This is a genomic window from Thalassoroseus sp. (assembly GCF_984380535.1).
Window position 1 is genome coordinate 196,850 of record NZ_CFHRBF010000008.1, and the last position, 19,019, is coordinate 215,868.

Genomic DNA, 19,019 nt, shown 5'->3' on the forward strand with positions numbered 1-19,019 from the left:
AGGTTCTGTCACATCGACTCCCGGGAATTTTCAACGGTTAGTTGATGTGACATGACTCGTTCTAACTGCTTCGCCTTCGCAAGATCTTTCGGAGTAATCATCAGGCGATCGTATGGTACAAGGCCACCTTCGTAGTATTCGATGGTCTCCCGATAGGGTTGCCAATTCATATCGCCAAGACGCACGAGCTGGCCTAGTTCCTCGCCGGTCGCTCTCTGGTATGCTTTAAAAACGAGTTCACTACAATAGATCGAGTCGTCATCCATTCGGTAGCGAACATCGTACGGACGGCCGAGAAAACGACGCACATGCTGAATCGTTTCGGGGATCGATTTCCGGAATTGCGGCTTCAACCGATAGACCGCAAACCCTTGATTCCGACCACGTACTAAAAACGTGTGAAGCGGAGTTGCTCTCACATCTCCGATGGCCTCATAGACAACCCACTCATTATCTCGTTTAGCAACGATTCCACAGTGCGAATACGGCGATTCAGTCACTCCTTCAATGGCATCGACGAGCCGAGAATGGGGCAACGACTGAAACAGAACATCCCCTTCTTGCGGTTGATACTTGACGCGTGCATAGATAGCCGCCCCATTGATCCATAGATAGACGACCAAGCCAAGAACATAGCACAATGCAAACGCGATGAGAAACTGTCGTCGTTCACGCCGATTTCGATTTTCACGTGTCTGCATGTTCGAAGACATGGTCACATTGGCTCCGTCTCTCGAACGACTTTTCTTGACACGCCGCGTGGCGATTATGTCGATGTTTAGCCGAGGAGTTGCCGGAAGTTCTCGCCAAGAATCTGCTTCTTGGCAGATTCCGAAATGTCTGCCGCGATGACTTTTGCTAGCTCGGTCCCTAATGAACGGGACGGAAGATGCGAGCCGAAGACAATCCGTTCGGCTCCAATTTCGCGAACCGCCATTTCCACGAAACCGGCCGTCGCATCAAAACCCGATGTTTCGATCAGAATATTCGTTTGGTCGCGAATCGCACGGATTCCCTGTTCCCATTCGCCACCGGCATGAGCACATAGAAACTTTTGCTGCGGGTATCGTCGGGCAAGCTCGGCTAACTCTGCGGGTGTCGATTCTCCCGGCCCTTGCTTTCCACCGGTTTTGAGCCAAGTATGCTGCATGATCACCCCGCCCAGTTCCGCGATGCGTTCGACAAGCGGATTGAAATTGCGGTGTGTGCACGTCATCGCCGCCGGACCACCACCAGAGAAATACACACCTTTCATCGGCCCATCGCCAAGCCATCGATTGAGTGCATCTAGCGATTCCGGCACTCGATGTGGATTAAGTTGAATCATGCCAATGAGCAAGTCCGGCCAACGCTCTAATGGTTTTAGGACCAGTTCCGGTTGCGATCGCAGTTTCGCTTCCAAGTCTTGATCAGTCGTCGCACCGAGTCCAACGTGCGCGAAGTAGCAGAGTTTCTCGAACCGGCCTAACTCGACGGTCGGCAACGTCTGCTCGATGCCGTCAATCAACTGACTAAACCCATCGTTGCCAGGGTGATAGTGCGAAGGCGTGAAATACGAATCCCAGATTCGGTACTTCTCGAGCTGTTCGGCGGATGGAAGTCCTAGACGGATGGGCAAATTCATCGGCGGACGGTCCCCGTCAGTCGAGTTGCAGTTTGATGCAGAATAGAGAGAACCGATTCGTCTCTGAGCGGGTTTTCGCTCAATCGAATCAAGGCAGCCTCGGGAATCAAGAACGGCGCGTGTGTGCCCAACGCGAGTCGACCTGGCACAACCTGTGACATCGCCGATAGACCATCAGTGCTATCGACGCGGGCCGTGTCGAAGAAGATTCGATCCATCGGTTGCAACAATTTGACGGTGTTCATTCCCGGTCGCAGATTAAGAACCTGTACCCGAACATCGGGCACCTTTTTCATCATGTCCGGCAACGGCGTTAAGTCGACATCAGAGACGTGTACCAGCGGGTGTTGCGTGCGGCGGTCTTCGAGTGTTTGTGCGATCTGCACGATGCGATTCGCTTTCGCAGCCATCGTGAGCAATTCGGCGAAAACGTCATCGGCGAGTGTGTAACCGTGATAGTTCGGGAACAACCGCACGCCCGGCATTTGATAGTGATCGAAACACTGTCGCAAATCGTCTTGCCAACCGAGGAGACTCGGATTGATCACCCCAATCGGTTTCAATTCGGAGTACCGCCTGCATTCGTCGACCAATCGGGAATTGACAGCGGAAATGTCTCGATGCAACACACCTTCGAAGCTGCTGGCCCAAGCTTCGGTGATACCGAGACTCTGGAGTTTCGCGACGAGTTTCACCGTCTCGTCCAAAGGTAAGCGGCGAAATGGCCAATGGAATAAGCTGACGTTGGTGTCGATGACACGAAGATCAGCGGCGTTCGATTCCGCAGCCATGCCGTTGGCCATCGTTCCCAGTGCTCCGAGCGCGAGTGAAGTTGCCAGTAGTTCCCGGCGATTGAGCGTCCCGTCGGTCACGCAAGAATCTCCTCAACCACACGCGGTGGATGCAACCCTGTCAGGCGTTCTTCCAGCCCGCTGCGAGTGATAAAGAGCTTGTGATGATGCAAGCCGAGCAAATGCAAAATTGTGGCATGGAAGTCGTGCACGCTGACGGGATTCTCGACAACTGCGTGCCCAAAATCGTCAGTCTGCCCGTAGGCCATACCGCCTTTCACACCACCGCCAGCCATCCAAGATGTGAAAGCCTGCATATTGTGATCGCGGCCGGTGTACAGGTCACCGGTTTTCTGCGATGTCGGTGTGCGACCGAATTCACCGCCCCAGATGACAAGCGTGGAATCGAGCAATCCGCGTTGTTTGAGGTCTTTCAGCAACGCCGCGACTGGCCGATCGGTGCGTTCACAGATGCGACGATGGTTCGGCCCTAGATCGACGTGGCTATCCCAGGGTTGTTCTTCGAGAAAGATTTGCACGAACCGCACGCCACGCTCGACCAATCGGCGGGCGAGTAAACAGCGTTTCCCGTAGGAGTCGGTCGTTTCGTTGCCGATGCCGTAGTCCTCGTGGGTTTGTTTCGTCTCGCGAGAAAGATCGAGGGCTTCGCTCGCGGTGAGTTGCATCCGTCCGGCCAGACCGTAGGACGCAATCCGTGCATCGAGTTGGGGTGTGTGCGGACGTTCGTTGCGGTGAATTTCATCGAGTTGATTGAGCAACCGCGTAGCGGCATCGGTCACAGAGGCCGACTGCTCATACTGCGGTTTCAAATTTAGAATCGGCGAACCCGTCGGGCGAAACGGTGTGCCCTGATACAACGGCGGCAAGAACCCAGATGTCCAATTCCGCGTGCCATTCTTGGGCGGACCGAGGGGATCGGTCAACACGACGTACGCCGGTAGATTCTGATTCTCCGTGCCGAGACCGTAGGTGGTCCAAGAACCGAGTGTCGGATAGCCCATGAACAATCGGCCGCTTTGGATCTTGTAGAGGGCGTTATCGTGATTGGGGTGGTCGGTCCACATGGAATTGATCATGCAGATGTCGTCGACTTGCTTCGCCGTCTCGGGCAGCACGTCGGCCATCCATAAACCCGATTCGCCATGACGATCGAAACCGTATTGGCCACCCATCATCACGCCGACTTCGGCCGTGCTGAAGTTTCCGATTTCTTCCTTACTGCCGGGGAACGGTTTGCCATCCATGCGGTTGAGCACCGGTTTCGGATCGAACAAATCCATCTGACTCGGCCCGCCGTTCATAAAGAGATGAATGACGGAGGTCGCCTTCGCTGGATGATGCGTCGGCTTTGGCTTTAAGTCGTGAACTTTGATCGGCGGTTCCTCGTCACTGGCGAGGGCGTTCTTGCCGAAAAAGTCTTGGCACAGCAGCGACGTCAAAGCCGCTCCGAAGACACCGTCACGAGTTCGGCCGAAGAAATCGCGACGGGAGACGGGGGTTTGTGATGATTCCATAGCGGTGTGGCAACTCGGTTCAATCGATATACAAGAACGCAGCAGAGTTCAAAACAACGTGACAGTAGGTGATGAGACCATCATCGCCAGTGAGCGAACGAAGATCCCGCAAGGCAATTCGCCCGGCTTCCAATTCCTCGGGTGATGGAGACCGACTCAAGGCGATATTCCAGATCAACGAGATGCGGTCCTCATCGGCGGCTTCCGGACGGTCGGCGAGTTCCTCTTCGACACGTTCGGCAAACGCGATTGCAAGATCACGCACGTGAGAGTCGTGCATCAGCATCAATGGTTGTGGTGAGACAATCGAAACCGTCCGCACGGTGCAGTTCGGTCCCATTTCGGGGTAGTCAAAGGTCTTCATCAGCGTGGGAATTTCCGTGCGGCGATGTTGCACATAGATGCTGCGACGCCACCGATCCTCAGAGGTCGGGTTGACGCTGACCAAGCCATCACGATCGACCGACACCGACGCCGGCGGTCCCCCCATTGTTGTGGTGAGTTTCCCAGCGACGAAGTGGAGTGCATCCCGCAAGGCTTCGGCGTCGAGTCGTGTCATCGGCATGCGGGACAGCAGAATGTTTTGCGGATCGTGTTTGAGAGCAACCTCGGAAACACGGCTGGATTGTCGATAGGCGCGCGAGTTCATCATCAGTCGATGCATCTCTTTGATGCTCCAACCACGTTCCATGAACTGAACTGCCAGCCAATCCAACAACTCTGGGTGCGACGGTTTTTCGCCTTGTCGACCGAAGTTTTCGAGTGTGTTGACGAGACCACGATCGAAGTGGTGGAACCAAATTCGATTGACTATCACCCGAGCCGTCAGCGGATGCTCCGGCTGCGTGAGCCAACGGGCGAGTGCCAATCGACGACCGGTCTTGGGGGTGCCCTTGGGGAATGGCGGTGTCGGAGTGAATGGAGTTTTGCCATCGGTGAGCACCGAAGGCACGCCGGGACCAACCAACGGACCGGGTTTGTTGTGCTCGCCCCGACGAAGCAGATAAGTCGGCGACGGTTCGCCACGATCCCACAACGCCCGAATCGTAGTTGGCGGTTCCATCTTCCACTCGACCTCACGAATCGATTTTTCGTAGGCCTTAAGCATCGCTCGCAGTTCCAAGATCGACTCGGACTGCTGCGAATCCGGCATTAATTCAGCCCGCTGCAGTTTCTCGACGAGATTGCGTTGTCGAAGTGTGCGTTGGTTGTCGGCCTCTTTGAGAGCGGCAATCGCGTCGTCGATGTCCTTTTCGGTGAGGTCAGGATAGTGATGTTTGAGCGTCTCGCGTTGCAAGGTTTTCGTCGCTTGGCGACTTTTCGTTTGTAACGTTTTGAGTTCTTTTTGGAGAGGCGGATTGTGTTGCTTCACACGCTGTTGATGTGCGGGTGTCGCCAGATTCAGCTTGCGAGTTTTGAAGCTGAGCCAATCGTGTTCGTCGAGTGCCCCTTTGAAAATCGCTTTGAAGCGGTAGTAGTCGCGTTGGGGCAGGGGATCGTATTTGTGCGAATGACAGCGACAACACTCCAGCGTCAAACCCATGACGGACGAACCCATTACAGAGATCACATCGTTGATGACGCCAAGTCGTTCGGGGACAAAGTTCATCGTCCGTGAGCCGGTTTGATCGATTCCCATCCGCAGAAAACCGGTTGCGACGAGGTTCTCGACCATTTGCTCGGTCACCACGTCAGCCTTCTCGACATCGACGAGTTCATCCCCGGCGATTTGTTCGAGTAGAAAACGGTCGTATGGTTTGTCTTCGTTGAACGACTTGATGACATAGTCGCGATACTTCCAGGCGACCTGGCGAATTGGGTCCGCAGACACGCCACCCTCGGAGTCCGCATAGCCGGCGAGATCCAACCAATAGCGTCCCCAACGTTCGCCGTATCGAGGTGAGTCCAGCAGGTGATCGACCATCGTTGCGAACCACTCGGCGTTTTGATCGCCCCGCCAATGCGTGAGGTCTTCCAGGGTCGGGGGCAGACCGGTCAGGTCGTAATATGCCCGCCGAATCAAGGTGTCGCGGTCAGCTTCCGGAGAGAATTCGAGACCGGCTTCCTTCAATCGAGACTCGAGAAATTCATCGATCGATGTCTTCGAACGATCGGCTTTCGGCGGTTGGAACGCCCAGTGCTGGCGGTCTTCGTCGGTGACCAATGAATCGGGTTCGGTGGTCGCAACGTCGGGTGGAACGTCCTCGATCGGTGCTCCGGCGGCGATCCAATCTTTCAAGGTCTGCAACTCAGCAGACGGCGGACGTCTCACGAAGAACTTCAGCAGCAGGTGTCCCGGCGGACATTGTTCGCTCTCGACGCGTTTGACGAGCAGGCTATCTTCGGGTTTTCCCGCCACATACGCCGGACCGCTTTTGCCGCCTTTTTGCAAGCCAGCGATCGAACTGAGATTCAAACCACCGTCTTGTCGTCGGTTCCCATGACACGCCACGCAACGCAGGAGAAAGATCGGCAATACATCATGCTGATTGAGCGTTTCCGCCGTCTCTTCGACCGGTTTTTCGGACGGTGCCCCTGCACGCAGCCAGGCTTCGACGAGTTTCAACTCGTCTTCGGTGAGTTGTGGTTGGTCATCCGGTGGCATCCCGCCGCCATCGAGCATCAACCACAGCATACTGCTATCGATGTCTTCACCGATGGCCGATTCACCGGACTCGCCGCCCTTCATCAGCCCCGCCATCGACGAGACATTCAGTTCTCCCTTGTGAACGGTGTCGCTATGACACTTCCCACACTTGGCGACGAAGATCGGGCGAATTTTCGTCTCGAACTGAATCGAATCGTCAGCACGTCCGGATTGTCCGAGGACGATCAGAACTAAGAGAACAGAGATCGCACTCAAACAGCGGTTATTGTTGCGGAATACCATGCCGGTTGCCGTAGATTTTAAGCTGCGTAGGCCGGGTTGTGGCCCAGCAAGGAATGCAGGTGAAGAGCCGGGACATAGCCCGGCCTACAAAACTGAAAGCCGCAGCAGCTGGACGATCGAACCGGCGAGCGCAAACCGGGCCAACTTATCCGAGAAGGTCTAAGCCAGTCATTGTGCCGGTGCTAGTCGCGAACCGATCGGTCTCAAAGCCGAAGCGTTGCAGCAGACTAACATAAAGATTCGGTAATGGGTAATTGTTCTTTTGATCAAACGCCAAATGTTGCCCATGTCGGAATCCGCCACCGGCCAGAAGGACGGGCATATTCCGGTTGTCGTGGTTCGAGGCGTTCCCCAAGTTACTCGTGAGGAACACCGAAGTTTGATCGAGCAACGTGCGACCGTTGTCGTCTTCGCTCGCCAGATCACGAAGGAACTCACCCCAAGCCGCGATAATCGCTGCCTCGACAAGGGCAAGTTGTTCGAGTTTTTCGTCGTCACGACCGTGGTGACTCAGCGAGTGATACCCTTCATTCACCCCCGGCAACGGCACGACACCGCCGGAACCACCCAGGTGGTAAGTGATAAACCGCGTGGAATCCGTTTTCAAAGCCAAGCGGATCATGTCGGTCATTAGCTTCTGTCGACCGACGAAATCAGCAGCGTTCCCGATATCGACGGGCTTCTTCGCATCGACTTTCGGCTTCGGTTTGGTCGCCCAAGCTTCGGAAGCTGCGAGACGGTTCTCCAAATCACGGACAGCCGTGAAGTAGGAGTCGAGCCGGTCTTTATCGCCGGTGCCGAGTTCTTTCGAGAGACGTTTGGAGTCGTCTTGCACGAGGTCCAAGATACTACGACCTTCCCGCAGTCGTTCGGTTTGTCGTTTTTGCTCGGCGGGGGAATCGTCGATAAATAGCTTTGTGAACAGTCGCGACGGCGAATCCTCGGCGGGAATCATCGAACCGTTTTCCGTGTAGGACGGACTGTTGCTGCCGCTGCTGCTGACCACAAGCGATGGAAACCGCGTGTGGTGTCCAAGAAACTTCGCCATATACTGATCGAGCGAAATCGAGTTCTTCGCCTGACCGCCGTTGCCCATCGGTTGGGCAGTCAGAATGCTAGCTTCCGCACGGTGACCGCCTTTGACTTCCGGGTGGGACGAACCGGACACGACGGTGAACTGATCCTGCAAGTCGGCGACTTGTTTCAGATACAAACTCGGTTTGTATCCGCGACCGGTGTCTTGGGGATTCAAGTTTTCGCCAAGCAGCCCCAAGCCGAGCGTCATTGCTACGAAGCGACGGGGCGGTTGAATTTCGGCTTCGCTGGCGAGTGCCCGTTGCATCGCAGACAGCCAAGGCAAACTCATCGCCACACCGGCCCCACGCAACATCGTGCGACGGCTGATTTGACGACCTTGATTGAAGAAAATTCGGTGACTCATGGATGATCCTTAATGGTTGTCGTTGGCTTCTATATGTTCGTAGGGTGCGTTGTGGACGCTTTCGCATTTGTCAGCGTTAACGGGTGTCACTACTGGTTTATCCAGCAGTGGTTGCAGCGACTCTCAGACTGCTGGTCACTCGCCCCGCTAGGCAAGCTAGCAGTGGCACACAACTTCTTTCATTGTAATAGTTTGTGTTCCATAAAATCTTACAAATGCGCAAGTGTATGTGACGCGCCCTACCACTTACTTACTCAAAAATACCGGACTCGTCGCAACAGCTTTGACGAGGCTGCGAAATCCGTAATTGTCTTTGGCGGTTTGACTGACGATTTGGTCGATCGCGGGGCGGTCGGCAAACTGAACCGGTGCCCCGGTGCCATATGTCAATAATTGCCCGGCCACGTTGGCAGCAATTTGCTCCGGATGTTCCAACACGAGTTGCTGATATTCTTTCAGCGACTCGAATTTTTTCCCATCAGGACGGACGTAACTGGGGTCGATTTTCGGACCCCGACCGCGTTTTCGACCATTGATAACCGTATACTGATCTCTCCATCGACCGGCAGGGTCGAAATTCTCCAAGGCGAAACCAGGCGGATCGATATTCACATGACACCCTGCACACGAGGGGTCGGATTTGTGCTTTTCGAGCATTTCGCGAATGGTTTTCGCCCCGCGAATGTCTGGTTCGATCGCGGGTACACTGGCAGGCGGTGGCGGGATTTCACGACCAAGCAGCCGTTCCGAGACCCATACGCCACGAATAACAGGAGACGTATTTGTCCCGTTCGCGGTGATTTTCATAATCGCCCCCTGAGTGAGCAAACCGCCTCGCGGATCTTGCGGGCTGAAACTCACAGGTTGCATGGCATCACCGCTGACGCCCTCAATTCCGTAATAACGAGCCAGCCGCTCGTTGAGATAGCTTTCGTTCGCATCGATCGTCCGGGTGACGCTTTGATTTTTCTCAAGCATCGTTTCCAAGAACGTCAGTGTTTCTTGCAACATCGACTCTTGGACAATCACATCGAAACCGGGGTACAACCGACGATCCGGCATGGTGAAATCGATTTCATCGAGATCGAGCCATTGGGTGGCGAAGTCTTCAACAAACCGTTGGCCATTTCGTGTCGCAAGCATGCGTTCGACTTGCTGGCGGATAACCGATTCGTCATGCAGTCGATCGGCTTCCGCCAGTTGAAACAACTCTTCGTCGGGCATCGAGTTCCACAAGAAGTAGCTCAATCGCGACGCGATCGCGTAACTATCGAGTGGACCGGGGGCTTCCTGCAAATAGAGAAACCGTGGCGAACACAGCAGGGCTCGATACCCGGTTCGCAAGGCAGAGATCATCGAGTTCCCGGCATCGAGTGACTCATGAGCCATCTCCACGAAGGGCATGATCGCATCGTCATCCACCGGGCGACGAAACGCTCGGGTTGCAAATCGACGCATCAGCCGTTCGATGTCCGCCTTGCGATGCTCCGAGACCACCCATCCGCCACGTTTCTTCGGATCGGTTTTTAGGGGTAGGTCATCGAACAGAACTCGACGGATGTCATCGGCAGTCAAACCGGGATGAAACTTTTCCATCACAATCTGCTCGATCGCCACTCCGGGAACGTCCTGGGGACCACCTTCGCCGGTTCCAACTTGTCCGCCCGCAAAACGAGCCATCTTGAGGGTGTCGTCGCCAGGGCGAATTTCAATCATTTCACCACGAGGCAACCAAGTTTCGAAGGTCCATTCCTGGGTCTGTTCCGTTGCTTCGAACGCTCCGACCCAAGGCAACAACGGGGCACTCGAAACACATCGCCCGCGACGTACGGTGCACCACACGCCATAATCTTTCGGCGGTTTCAAGGCTTTCGCACGGACTGTAAACCGATACCAACCGTCTTCGCGGGCCGTCGTCGCTGGCAACCGTCCATAGAAGATGAGTCGCGAGGACCATGTCACCGCGTGTCCGTCAATGACTTCGGGTTCCCGAGTGCGTCGCCGGGGATTGGTGCGGGAAAGTTTCTTGGCATCGAGTGTTTTCGTCCACACATCGTCGCCGTGGATCGCCCGACCGAAGGCTTCGTCCAACGCCATGTCGACGATCCGCAAATGCTGCTCAAGTTGGAAATGCGACATCGGTTGCCCGTCAGCGATGTTGTTGAACACACCGCTCGACGGTTCTTCGGGCATTCTCTCGGCAAGGGGCAGATCGACACCGAGCAAGTCATGCAAAGTGCGTTCGAGTTGCAAGTTGGTCAATCGTCGTCCTTGCACACGACCGGTCTTTTCCCAGGCGGACCGTTGTTGTTGACGAATCCACGTGCCGGTCGTCTTCAAGAACTCCGACTGTTCCCGTGGCGAAACGGTGCTGGCCTCTGCGGGAGGCATCTCCCCGGCGTGCACGCGATCAAAAATTCGCACCCATTTCGTGAGTATTGCCTCCGAACCGACAGTTTGCTGAAATTTCGTCAGATCCAACCCAGCTTCAGCGGTTTCGCCTTCGTGACAGGCAAGACAATGTTCGTTGAGAAAACTTCGAACCGCGGGCGGTACGGACTCCGACGCACCAGCGAGCGAAACCGACATTAAGTGAGCTGTCAGTAGACAAGATGTGAGGAAGCAAAAACTCTTCAATGGATGACGCCTTCCGGTTGGGGACCAAATGCAGCGACCATCAGCAGGAAATCAAGGTGTGAGGTTCAGTTGTACAACTGAAATAGGTGGTGGTGAATCCTGGCTGGACCAGTATTATAACAAATTTCGCTGATTTGTCACGCATTTTCGCCGATCGCGGGTGAACTTTTGCACGAACCCGCCTATGGGAAAAGCCTCTCTATACGGCAACTTCCTCGACTTTTCGACCGACCTCATCCAACCGGATATCCCGCCCTGATGTATGTACCTGCTGCCTTCCGACAAACCGACCCAGCCCAATTGTTCGATCATATTGAACAGCACAGTTTCGCCACTCTCGTGTCGCAACAGGCAGACCGCCCAATTGCCTCGCATCTCCCGCTGCTTTTGGACCGGGATGCCTTTCCAAATGGGCAACTTTGGGGGCACATGGCTCGGGCGAATGAACAATGGACGCAAGCGGATGGACAAACAGTATTAGCGGTGTTTTCCGGTCCCCACGCCTATATCACGCCCACTTGGTATGAAGCCGTAAATGTTGTTCCCACCTGGAATTACGTTGCGATCCACGTCACTGGCACGTTACATCTGCTCGACGATCAAACGACGCTTCAAGAGCTTGTGGAGCGGACCGTTAAACACTCCGAGCGATTTCGCGACAACCCGTGGAAGTTCCAAGGCTCAGCGGAGTTTCTCGACAAACTTTTGCCGATGATCGTCGGTTTTCGGATCGACATCGAACACATCGAAGGTCAATGGAAACTCAGCCAAAATCACGCCGTCGAGCGACGAGAACGAGTCATCAAGGGCTTGCAACACGAAGCAGACCCCAATGCTCAGGCAGTGGCCGAACTCATGCGAGAGACTCTCGAATCGTGAACTTAGGACGTGAGTTTCAACGGTAACTTGGTCAGTCCGCGTAATCCGAGGCGTTTCGTCCATTGCAATTCGTGCGTGGGAATTGCGATTTGCAAGTTCGGGTACCGTGTGAACAAGCACTGAAAGGCCGTCTCGGTCTCGGCGTTCGCGAGTTTCATCCCCAGACACACATGCATGCCGGTCCCGAATGCCACATGCGGATTAGGATCGCGATGCGGGTTGAAAACCTCGGGGTTTTCGAATTCCTGTGGGTCCATGTTTGCAGCCGCCAAAATCGCCGAAATCATTTCCCCGCGACGCAACTTCACACCGGCAACTTCGGTGTCTTCACGGATGTAACGCGGCTTGGTCATCTGCACCGGGCAATGATACCGCAAAATCTCCTGCACCGTTTGCTCGCCCAGCGACCAATCATCAAGCAGTTCCTGCTTCTGTGCGGGGTGTTCGAGAAGTGTTATCAAACCACCACTCAGTAAATGCACCGTTGTCTCATGTCCTGCGAACAGCAACAAAAACGCAAATGCGATGAGTTCGTCGTGACTCAATTGATCTCCCGCTTGTTCCGCGTGAACTAGTGCGGTCAGCAAACCGGGACGCGGATGACGACGACATTCTTCGAACTGGCGATCGAAATAGCGGTACATCTTTCGCAACAATGGCAGGAAGCGGAACATTGCCATCACCGAGTTCGTCGATGTGAGTGCCTCGCCCCATTTTCCAAAGATCGGGCGATCTTCCTCGGGTAGCCCGAGCAATTCGGAAATGACCGCCAACGGAAACGGGCGAGCAAAATGCTGGACGAAATCGACATGACCGTCACGCTTCGCAATGGCTTCCGCTTGATCCAGCAGTGTATTCGCCAATTCCGCCAAGCGCGGTCGCATGTCGTCGACACTTTGCCGCAGGAACGCCGACTCCGCCAACTTGCGCAAGCGACGATGATCGGGATCGTCCTTAGTCAGCATGTTGTTTGCTAGCGTCGTCAGCATGCGGGGCATCCACCATTGCATCCCCGCGTACCGCTTGCGACCGGCATTGTGAGCCGCAGTGACGAAGCGTTTCGAATCCCGCAAAACCGCAACCGTTGTTTCGTAGTCGGTCGTGACGAATGTTCGCCCCATCAGCGGCAAACGCGTCTCGAGCAGCGAACCTTGCTCCCGCATCCGGGCAAAGGTCGGCTGCGGATTGCGTTTGAACTCTTGCGAAACGAGATCGAACTTCTGCACCGGTCGCGGTCCTTCCGTGTCGTTCGATTCCGTCACGCAGCGCGACGACGAGCGAGCTTTTGTTTCAAACGCTGCATCCCACGAATCCAGCGATCCGGGTCTTCGGACTTCATTCGATAGAACTCATCCACTTGCGGATGCGGCAAGATCAGGAACTTTTCGCTTTCAATGCCTGCCATGATTGCCGTCGCAGCTTGGTCGGCGGAAATCGAACTAATTTGGAGAAACTGGTGAATCGGATCGTCATGGTCGAGCATGTCCGTTTCCACGCCGAGCGGACAAATGCACGAAACGCGAATGCCTTCTCGCCCGTGTTGCACCGACAACCACTCCGCGAGGGCCACATCCGCGTGCTTCGTGACCGAATACGCCGCCGAACCGATCTCCGTCAACAAACCGGCTGCGGAGGCGGTGTGAATCAGATAACCTTCGCCCCGAGCCAACATCCCCGGCACGACAGCCCGAGCGGCAAAAATCCGGGACATCACGTTCACATCCCACAGACGTTGCCAATCTCCATCAATCGTGTTTTCGCTGCCTTTGACGGTAATCCCAGCGTTCGACACAAAAATATCGACCGGGCCGAACGCATCTTCGGTCGCTTTGACCAAGGCGGTAACCTCGGACTCCTGACTGACATCACACGGACAACTCTCGCCACCGATTTCCGCAGCAACTTCGGCAGCAGTCTGGCCGTCAATATCGCTGACCATGACTTTCGCACCCGCTGCAGCAAGTTGCCGACAGAGAGCCGCCCCGATGCCACGGGCTCCACCGGTCACCACAACCACCTTGTTGTTCACATCCATGAGCGTTGTTCCTTGATCTCGATCACTCCGTTCAGCAGAAGAATACCAGTTGCGAACAACTCGGCCAACCCGTTTTCACGCCGCTCTTGATGTTGACCGTTTTCACGGATTTTGCTGTGATCCCGCCGCGTAATGGTTTCCCGATTGGACCTGGAAATTCGCTATGGCTTCGATCTTCGATCGCTATCTGCTGAGGCGGTATTTGTCGACGTTCCTGATTCTCTTCGTCAGCACGTACGGTTTGTATGTGGTGATCGACGGGTTTAGCAACGTCGATGATTTCCAAGTACGAGCCGACACAACCGGCGAAATGCTGCAGGCGATGGCCAAGCACTACAGCTATCAATCGACCGCCTTCTTCAACATGATGGCCCCGATTTTGGCGATCATTTCGGTGCTCGTGGTCGTTGCGATGCTGTATAAGCAGACGGAAATTACGCCGATGCTCTCGGCGGGTGTGCCGGTTTCTCGATTGATGCGGCCGTTTCTCGCGGGCGCGGTGCTTGTCAACGTCATCGCGTGGATCAACCAAGACGTGCTGATTCCTCGCTTCGCTCCAATGTTGCAAGCAGGACGCGGCGAAGCCGGCGAGAAAGGCAAGAAAGTCGAGCCGGTCTATGATTACGTCTCGCACATTTGCATCGACGGCGAACGACTGTTCTACAGCGAACAACGTGTCCAAGACGCCCATTTCGTGCTGCCCGTGCCGGAAGTCGCTGAGGAGTTGACGACACTTTCCGCTGAATCCGCTACCTTCTACGAAGCCACCGACGATCGGCCGGCAGGTTGGTTACTGCAGAATCTTTCGAACAATCCCTCAAACTTGAAGCTCACAGAGACCGGGCACAAGTTGGTCCGACCGGTGCCAAATTCGTCGGACCTGTTCATTGTCTCCGACGTAAGTTTCGACCAACTCAGTAACCGCAACCGCAGTTACAAATACATCCCGACCAGCGAACTGATTCAGCGTATCCGCAACCCGGCGTACGGTTCGTCATCGGTGCGGGCTCAGTTGATGCACTTGCACCTGCGGTTTGTCGCACCGATTGCGAATGTCCTGTGCATTTTTGTTGCGGTGCCGCTTGTGATTCGCCGTGAAAGTCGCAGTCTCGTGACCAACATGGCAGTTTGCACGGGATGTTTAGGGGCACTTTATGGACTGTCGATGGGCTGCGAATACCTCGGCAGCGTCAATCTGTTACGACCCGACATGGCCGCCTGGTCCCCCGCCATCGTCACCGGTACTCTTGGCGCTTGGCTGAGCGGAATCGCACAGACATAGAAAATGCGTGCCACGGCAGGCGTCAATGGGTGCCACTGCTGGCTTGACCAGCAGTGTTTTTAGCGACTCCCGGATGGCTGGTCACTCGCACTGCTAGGCAAGCTAGCAGTGGCACACAAATTATTGATTGGTAATAGTTTGTGTTCCCTGCAACCTTACAAACGCGCAATCGCACACCACGCACCCTACAATCCTGAAAAGTGCTTATAGACCTTCTTCGGCGAGCATTTCGTCGAAGCGGGCCATGACGCGTTTTCTCAGTTCGCTGAAGAACTCAGGGGTGTTGAAGTAGGGTAGTTGGATTTGCGGGTATTCGTCGTGGGCCTCAGCGGGCATAACGTAATCGTCGGCAACGAAACCTTGCATCCGTTCCAACTTGTAGCCCCGGAGGAAGACACGACGAACGGTGTTCTCGAGAACTTCCGGAGAACACGTCAACCCGGAGACTGTTTCGATCGCCGCCGCCATTTGCTCGTTCGGCAAACCTGTGAATTTGCAAGAACCAAGGAAATCGTCGCGGAGAATCGACAACCCGCGTTTGGGGTTCGTGATGGCGTCGACCCAGTATTCCATGTCGGTTTCGCGTTCGTAGAGCAACAGCAAATACGTCCGCATCGACATGTGCCCGCCCGCAAGCGCCCAAGGATATCCCGGGTTCGTCTGTGGCAAGTACGCCGGAAACTCGACGCCCTTCGACTGCATCGCGTAGCCGGGTTCGCCGAGTTCCTGAGCCAATCGCAACGAGCCCTGGCCAAGTTCACCGAGTCGCCCCTCACCCATGGCAATGATTGCCTCGCGAGTGGCCTCGAAGTCGCCGTACCTCAATCCGCCGGCAATCGGTTTCTCGCGATGCCGATTGTTGTACTCCATTGCGTACGACAAGGTTGTGCCGCAGGAGATGGAATCCATGCCCATCTCATCGACAAGTTCCACAAGTTCACACGATTGGTGAATGTCGAAAATGCCGATGTTGGATGCCAACAGGTTCAACGGTTCGAAGTCGAGTTTCGCCCGAAACTGGCCGGGTACTTCTTTCGTCTTGCCGTTCTTCTCTTCGATTTTCTTGTCGTAAACATTCTTGTGACAGCTAATCCCACAACGGAAACAGGATTCGTCCTTGATCAGCAGCGGTTCCATTTCCTCGACCAATGGCCGATGCAACGGCAACGAAACCGCAGTACCCGTGGGGACGAAATTCATTTCCGGCATTGCGTGGACGGGGTTCAAGGCTTCGTAATTCGCCCACGTTCCGCCGCCGCCGTTGGCTTTTTTCTTGTCACGAAACCGGGCGGACCCTTTGCCCCGGGCAACTTCTTGGTTGATGACTTTCAGTTCCGGGCCACTTTTCGGCAGTTGCACATCTTTGATATCCGCAACGATGGCGAGCAGGTTCTTCGAGCCCATCACGCCGCCCATACCACCCCGACCACACCACCGGGATTTCGAGTCACCACTTTTCAGTTGGTTCTCGGTTGAAAGAGCAATTGCAGCAAACCGGACCGTCTTGAAGTTCTCACCCGCTGGACCAACCACCGCGAAGTGTGCTTCGGGATACTTTTTGTAGAGCGTTTGAATCTTGGCGTTCGTTCGCAAACCGACGAGGTGGCTTGCATCGAGTAGTTCGAATTTCAGTTGCTCGTCATCACCACGTGAGATGTGGAGCAAACTCGGCGATTCACACCGACCAGTGAAGCAGACTTCATCGACACCGAGCATCCGCAACTTGGTACCGAACTTACCACTCCCGGCGGACCACATCGCCGACGGTTTTCCCGCGAACGACGTTTTCAACGGTGAGTAAGCGTGGAAGTACGTTCGCAATCCCGTCATGAAATCGGTGCCGCTGAGCAAACCGAGGTTCATGATCAACGTGGCTTCGGGAGCGTATGCATCACTGACCGAGCAACTTTCGAGCAGTTTGAAGCCGCGAGCCATCCCTCCGAAGGCGTCTTCGTAATCCATGCAAGGGATGGTGGTGAAGTCGGTCGTTCCCTTCGACAGATTGATATCAACGTGCCGAATCTGGAAGTCTTGCGGTGTTTTGGTGGCTCCGTTGCCCGGTCCCTCCGACACGACTACTCCTCCAACTCAGCGAATGATTTTTCAAGGGGCTGTATTATGCCCAACGGTTGGTTAGTCCACAATGCGAGTCTGTAAATTCGCGTAGGACCGAGATTGGAAGAGCTCGTACTCGCGTGTCATTGACGTCCCGACAGTGCAATTGCCCGCAACGCTCGTCTTCGATGAAAAGGTGTCACCACCGGGACGCACATCGTCAAAAAGCACTCAACTCACCGGTTCGTTCATAGCTTTGCGGAAACTGCCGTCGACGACCGCTGCACCGATCGAATCGCCGAGCACGTTGACTGCCGTTCGAAAACGATCCAGAAGCCAATCGACCGAAAGAATATACCCAACGTACTCCACCGGCAGTCCGACCGCGTTGAAGACGATGATCATCGTAAACAGCCCGGCTTGTGGAATCCCCGCTGCACCGATCGCTGCAAGCGTTGCTGTCACTGCGATGACAATTTGCTTGGTCAACGTCAGATCGAATGCCGCTCCCATCGCTTGAGCGATGAAGATCGCAGCAGCCGCTTCGTACAATGCAGTGCCATCCATGTTGACCGTGGCCCCCAACGGCAACACAAATTCCGCGGATTCTCGAGAGACGTCTGCTTCCTCGATGACGGTCTCTAGAGTGATGGGCAATGTGGCGGAGGAACTCGCAGTCGAGAATGCCGTCAACAACGGTTTCGCCATTTTCAGCATGAATTTGTAGGGGTTCCGTCGTGTGACGAGCCACAGAATCAATGGCAACGTGACAAACGCATGCACCGCAAGACCAACGAGCACGGTGATCATGTACGACTGCGTTTGCCGAATGACAGTTCCTAAACGGTCGGCCGCCTGCGCTTCTCCGAACTGCGCCGCCACCAAACAGAAGATGCCGATCGGCGCGATCTTCATGAGCAACAACACGAATTGCATCAAAGCCGTGTTGAACTGTTCCACCAATGTCGTGATGGCATCAACTCGCGGACCGAGTGTGGTCAACAATCCGGCGAAAAACAGGCTGAAGAGAATCAAAGGCAATAAATCCATCGCCATCGCCGAGCGGAACAGGTTATCGGTGAACAACATTCGCACCAGATTTTCCAAAATCTGCCCGAGACTCGGTTCCTCCCCGGCGTCTTTCTTTTGTTTCTCCGCCTTCGTGAGTGCCACATCCGCCGCCTTTAACTCGGCATCGGCTTGTTCCATGGCAGCCTGAAGTTGCTCGTCGGTCGCATCTTCTTCCAATGCAGTCTTGGCTTGATTGAATTTCAGCCTCGCGTCTTCTTTGGCTTGGATCGCGTCCGTGAGTGCCTCGTCTGCGGCTTTTCGAGCAGCGGCTTTTTGACGAGCTTCGATGGCCTCGTCACTCTGGTTAGCGGCGGCTTCGAGTTCTGCCTGGTTCACCGCTTTCCCCGGTTGGATGATGTTCACCACAACCAGTCCGACAACAACCGCCAGGATTGTCGTCGTAAGATAGTACAGAACCGCCATTCCCCCCGGCCGGCCAATCTTCCGCACATCACCTAATCCCAACACCCCACTCATCACGCTAACCACAACCAACGGCACCACAAGCATTTTGAGTAGGCCGAGGAAGATATCGCCACCAATCTTGAGCGAAGCGGCGAAGTGGGGAAAGATCAACGCCACCAACACCGCCAGGACGATCGCCGCAACAATGGCCAATGTCGGCCCCAATCCATGACCACCATCGGAATTTGCCGGTGTTTCGGAAGTCGCAGCGGGAGTATTCACGGAGAGTCCTTTCCAAGATGTGTGTGACGAAGACGAGTGGTTCGCATTCTGATCAATCCGCCCAGGCTTCGCAATCACTCAGTTCGATGAAG

At 55.1% G+C, this 19,019-nt stretch carries 13 protein-coding genes; 2 read left to right on the top strand and 11 right to left on the bottom strand.

Annotated features, from left to right (window positions below):
- Nucleotides 1–8: 8 nt before the first annotated feature.
- The 7 genes from AC5DDB_RS12855 to AC5DDB_RS12885 form a co-directional block, all read right to left on the bottom strand.
- Nucleotides 9–713, bottom strand: coding sequence for a YiiX/YebB-like N1pC/P60 family cysteine hydrolase (locus AC5DDB_RS12855; RefSeq protein WP_491740128.1), 705 nt, complete (start codon nt 711–713; stop codon nt 9–11).
- 65 nt (nt 714–778) lie between these two features.
- A complete protein-coding gene (locus AC5DDB_RS12860) occupies nt 779–1,624 on the bottom strand; it encodes an amidohydrolase family protein (RefSeq protein WP_491740129.1) in 846 nt (281 codons plus the stop codon).
- Nucleotides 1,621–2,496 carry an amidohydrolase family protein gene (locus AC5DDB_RS12865; protein WP_491740130.1) on the bottom strand — a complete coding sequence of 292 codons (876 nt, stop codon included), beginning with the start codon at nt 2,494–2,496 and terminating at the stop codon, nt 1,621–1,623. Before AC5DDB_RS12865 ends, AC5DDB_RS12860 begins: the two co-directional genes overlap by 4 nt.
- Complete coding sequence (locus AC5DDB_RS12870; protein WP_491740131.1) at nt 2,493–3,950, bottom strand: DUF1501 domain-containing protein; 1,458 nt, start codon at nt 3,948–3,950, stop codon at nt 2,493–2,495. Before AC5DDB_RS12870 ends, AC5DDB_RS12865 begins: the two co-directional genes overlap by 4 nt.
- A 19-nt stretch (nt 3,951–3,969) precedes the next feature.
- Nucleotides 3,970–6,840: a PSD1 and planctomycete cytochrome C domain-containing protein gene (locus tag AC5DDB_RS12875; protein ID WP_491740132.1), complete on the bottom strand. Its 2,871-nt coding sequence runs from the start codon at nt 6,838–6,840 to the stop codon at nt 3,970–3,972.
- Between the two features lie 145 nt (nt 6,841–6,985).
- Nucleotides 6,986–8,281 (bottom strand): DUF1552 domain-containing protein, encoded by a 1,296-nt coding sequence (locus AC5DDB_RS12880; protein ID WP_491740133.1) that lies wholly within the window; start codon nt 8,279–8,281, stop codon nt 6,986–6,988.
- A 246-nt stretch (nt 8,282–8,527) separates the two neighbouring features.
- Nucleotides 8,528–10,870, bottom strand: coding sequence for a DUF1592 domain-containing protein (locus AC5DDB_RS12885; RefSeq protein ID WP_491740134.1), 2,343 nt, complete (start codon nt 10,868–10,870; stop codon nt 8,528–8,530).
- Nucleotides 10,871–11,176: 306 nt separating this feature from the next.
- Here AC5DDB_RS12885 and AC5DDB_RS12890 point away from each other — a divergent pair, with 306 nt between their 5' ends.
- Nucleotides 11,177–11,797: an FMN-binding negative transcriptional regulator gene (locus AC5DDB_RS12890; protein ID WP_491740135.1), complete on the top strand. Its 621-nt coding sequence runs from the start codon at nt 11,177–11,179 to the stop codon at nt 11,795–11,797.
- Nucleotides 11,798–11,799: 2 nt separating this feature from the next.
- Here the strand turns inward: AC5DDB_RS12890 and AC5DDB_RS12895 are convergent, their stop codons facing one another.
- Complete coding sequence (locus AC5DDB_RS12895; RefSeq protein WP_491740136.1) at nt 11,800–13,023, bottom strand: cytochrome P450 family protein; 1,224 nt, start codon at nt 13,021–13,023, stop codon at nt 11,800–11,802.
- A 32-nt stretch (nt 13,024–13,055) separates the two neighbouring features.
- Complete coding sequence (locus tag AC5DDB_RS12900) at nt 13,056–13,832, bottom strand: SDR family oxidoreductase (RefSeq protein WP_491740137.1); 777 nt, start codon at nt 13,830–13,832, stop codon at nt 13,056–13,058.
- A 163-nt stretch (nt 13,833–13,995) separates the two neighbouring features.
- Here AC5DDB_RS12900 and AC5DDB_RS12905 point away from each other — a divergent pair, with 163 nt between their 5' ends.
- Entirely contained in the window at nt 13,996–15,114 is a 1,119-nt protein-coding gene (locus AC5DDB_RS12905; RefSeq protein WP_491740138.1) for an LptF/LptG family permease, read from the top strand.
- Between the two features lie 204 nt (nt 15,115–15,318).
- On the opposite strand, the gene AC5DDB_RS12910 is transcribed toward AC5DDB_RS12905, so the two are convergent.
- The gene (locus AC5DDB_RS12910; RefSeq protein ID WP_491740139.1) at nt 15,319–17,187 is read right to left on the bottom strand and encodes an aldehyde ferredoxin oxidoreductase N-terminal domain-containing protein; all 1,869 of its coding nucleotides are present in this window, start codon (nt 17,185–17,187) and stop codon (nt 15,319–15,321) included.
- Between the two features lie 213 nt (nt 17,188–17,400).
- A complete protein-coding gene (locus AC5DDB_RS12915) occupies nt 17,401–18,927 on the bottom strand; it encodes a cation:dicarboxylate symporter family transporter (protein ID WP_491740140.1) in 1,527 nt (508 codons plus the stop codon).
- Nucleotides 18,928–19,019 lie beyond the last annotated feature (92 nt).